This is a genomic window from Candidatus Darwinibacter acetoxidans (assembly GCF_041936445.1).
GTDB lineage: Bacteria > Bacillota > Limnochordia > Darwinibacteriales > Darwinibacteriaceae > DTU010.
The window spans coordinates 1-2,928 of sequence record NZ_JBHGXH010000301.1; the positions used below are offsets into that span (position 1 = coordinate 1).

General features: G+C 56.6%; 3 protein-coding genes. All 3 read left to right on the forward strand.

Annotated elements, in window-relative coordinates; genetic code table 11:
- Positions 1-537: 537 nt before the first annotated feature.
- The 3 genes from ACE4YL_RS12535 to ACE4YL_RS12545 are packed head-to-tail and all read left to right on the forward strand — an operon-like array spanning position 538 to position 2,683.
- A complete protein-coding gene (locus ACE4YL_RS12535; RefSeq protein ID WP_461369676.1) occupies positions 538-1,602 on the forward strand; it encodes a M24 family metallopeptidase in 1,065 nt (354 codons plus the stop codon).
- A 24-nt stretch (positions 1,603-1,626) separates the two neighbouring features.
- Positions 1,627-2,184, forward strand: a complete 558-nt coding sequence (efp, locus tag ACE4YL_RS12540; RefSeq protein WP_461369677.1) for an elongation factor P — start codon at positions 1,627-1,629, stop codon at positions 2,182-2,184.
- A gap of 37 nt (positions 2,185-2,221) precedes the next feature.
- Complete coding sequence (locus ACE4YL_RS12545; RefSeq protein WP_461369678.1) at positions 2,222-2,683, forward strand: CD1247 N-terminal domain-containing protein; 462 nt, start codon at positions 2,222-2,224, stop codon at positions 2,681-2,683.
- Positions 2,684-2,928: the final 245 nt, after the last annotated feature.

The following is a 2,928-nucleotide window of genomic DNA, read 5'->3' on the forward strand; positions in this document are numbered from 1 at the left end:
TTACGCCATGAACAATTTTCCCCTTAACGGCGGGGTGCGCGGCTTTACCATCTCGCCTCTCGGCGCACCCAGCCCGGCCGGCACGGTGGGCTTCAAAAACGGGCGCGGCGACAGGCTCTACGTGATTATCACGCCGGCCACGGGGCGGGTCCGGGTTTCGCCCACTCCTCCGCCTTAGCATGGCGCTCCTGGCAGGGCTGCGCTTTTTTTTTACCCGGGGAATTCCCTGGATACCTGAAAGCATGGCCATGCTGTACCGGACCTCGGGGCTGCTGCAAAGTCGGCGGCGATGAACGAGATAAATCCGTGGCGGTGTGTTCTTTACGATAATGCCGGCGCAATATAAAATTAAGAAGGCGGCAGAAAAGGCGCAGGCGGCCAAGAGACCCCTGCTGGGGATTAAATATTTACCCCAAAAGGGGCAGGAATATGGCGCCAATTAGGGAAATGTAAAAAAAGGCCGTGCTGCCCGGCGCCTTAAGGCGAGGCTTGCGGCGACGCCGCTCTTAATCGTCCCAGGAAAGAGGAGGAGAAAAGATGCCCGGCAGGCTGAAGCGTTTGCAGGAAGAGCTGAAGAAACGATCACTGGACGCAATCCTCATCACCCATCCGGCCAACCGCTTTTATATAAGCGGCTTCAGCGGCTCAAATGGCGTCCTTCTTATCAGCGCGGGAGAAGCCTTTTTGTTTACCGATTTCCGCTATCTGGAGCAGGCGGAGAAGCAGTCGCCTCACTTTAAGGTCTGCTCCTGGAAAGGGAAGCTCAGCGAAGCCCTGCAGCCGTACGTAAGCGCCGCAGGCTGGAAGAGCCTGGCATTTGAAGAGGAGCATGTCACCTATGCCCTGCACCGGGAGCTGAAAGAGGGGCTGGCGCTGGAGCTTCTCCCCGTGAAGGGGCTGGTGGAAGAGCTGCGCGCGGTAAAAAGCGAGGACGAAGTGGAGATCCTGCGCCGCGGCGCTGCCATCATGGACCAGGCCTTTGAATTCCTGCTCAACCTCATCAAGCCGGGCATGACCGAGAAAGAGGTTGCCCTGGAGCTGGAATACTACCTGCGCCGCCAGGGATCGGAGGGGTCTCTTTTCAGCTATATTGTGGCCTCGGGTGAGCGGGGCTCTCTCCCCCACGGCATCGCCTCAGATAAGCCTCTCCGCCGCGGCGAACTGGTGACGGTGGACTTTACCGGGACCTTCAATTCTTACGCCACCGACATGACGCGGACGATTGCCCTTGGTGAACCCGGCGCCCGTGCGCGCGAAATTTACGAAGCCGTCCGGCTGGCGCAGCAGGAGGCGCGGGAGAAGATCAGGCCGGGGATGACAGGGGTCGAGGCCGATGCCTTGGCTCGGGATCTGATTAAGGAGGCCGGCTTTGGAGAATACTTTGGGCATGGGCTGGGGCATGGCCTGGGCCTGGAGGTGCATGAGCAGCCCGTCCTGTCGCCCCGCAGCGAATCCACCCTTGTTCCCGGGATGGTGGTGACCATTGAGCCAGGCATCTATATTCCCGGCTGGGGCGGCGTGCGCATCGAGGACATGGTTCTTATCACTTCCGGCGGCGCCGAGTCGCTTACGGCAAGCCCCCGGGAGCTGATCGTGATTTAACCATGCATGGAGGTAGAGAAGAAGATGATTTCAACAAATGATTTTCATACCGGGCTGACCGTTGAACTGGACGGCGAAATTTACGAGGTGGTGGAATTCCAGCACGTCAAGCCGGGGAAGGGCGCTGCTTTTGTACGCTCCAAGATAAAAAATTTACATAGCGGCGCGGTCACCGAGCGCACCTTCCGGGCCGGTGAAAAGGTAAAGCGGGCCCACCTGGATCGGAAGGCCATGTCCTACCTTTACCGCAGCGGCGACGAGTTCATCCTGATGGACCAGGAGACCTATGAACAGATCTCCCTGACCAAGGAGCAGATGGAAGAGGCCACCAAGTACCTGAAAGAAAATGAAACCCTGAACGTGATCATGTACGGGGATAGGGTCATAGGCGTAGAGCTGCCCAACACGGTGGAACTGGCGGTAGTGGAAACTGAGCCGGGGGTCAAGGGCGACACCGCGGCGGGAGGAAGCAAGCCGGCCACCCTGGAAACGGGGCTGGTGGTGCAGGTGCCGCTTTTTATCAATGTTGGTGATATTTTACGGGTTGATACGCGCACCGGCGAATATATTGAGCGTGTCTAGAAAAACATAAGGTTGTCAGAGGAAAGGAGGCGCGAGCATGGCAGAAGATTTGAAGGCTCGTGTATCGTACTTGAAAGGCTTGGCCGAGGGGCTGGCGCTGGATGAAGAGAGCAAGGAAGGCAAGCTGCTGCGGCAAATCGTTGATGTACTGGATGAGATGGCCTACGAAATTGAGCAGCTGAAAACGGAGTACGAGGAGCTGCTGGAATACGCGGAGGCTATCGACGAGGACCTGGCAGAGATAGAAGATGATGTCTACGGGGACTACGACGAAGATGAAGAAGAAGACGACGATGATGAGACTTTTACCGTGGAATGCCCCAATTGCCGGGAGATGGTGGAGATCAGCGACGATCTCCTGCACACGGACAGTGCCATCAAAATAACCTGTCCCCGCTGCAGCGAGATTGTGATGATCGATGATGAAGATTGGGAAGACGAAGATCTTGACGAACTTCTCGATGCCGAAGACGGCGCGGAGGAGAAAGAAAACGATTAAATTCTTCTCTTATCGGCGATCAAGGGGCTGTACGATAGCACAGCCCCTTGTTTTTATTCTGAATCTGTTTTCCTGGCGTTAGGCCAGCTCTTCTTTTCACCTCTATCATGCAGTCGCAACCTGCCGGTGTTCCCGCGCTTTGACCTCCGACTTCCGACTTCTGATCTCTAAAATAAGCAAGTTCACTACGGGTTAATCATATACATTATTAACAGGCCGGGAGGGCAGCCAAGCCCGGCGATTTT

Bases quoted from the DNA above. Each gene is read 5' to 3' on its own strand.
- ACE4YL_RS12535 (WP_461369676.1), top strand. From the start codon at position 538: ATGCCCGGCAGGCTGAAGCGTTTGCAGGAAGAGCTGAAGAAACGATCA.
- efp (WP_461369677.1), top strand. From the start codon at position 1,627: ATGATTTCAACAAATGATTTTCATACCGGGCTGACCGTTGAACTGGAC.
- ACE4YL_RS12545 (WP_461369678.1), top strand. From the start codon at position 2,222: ATGGCAGAAGATTTGAAGGCTCGTGTATCGTACTTGAAAGGCTTGGCC.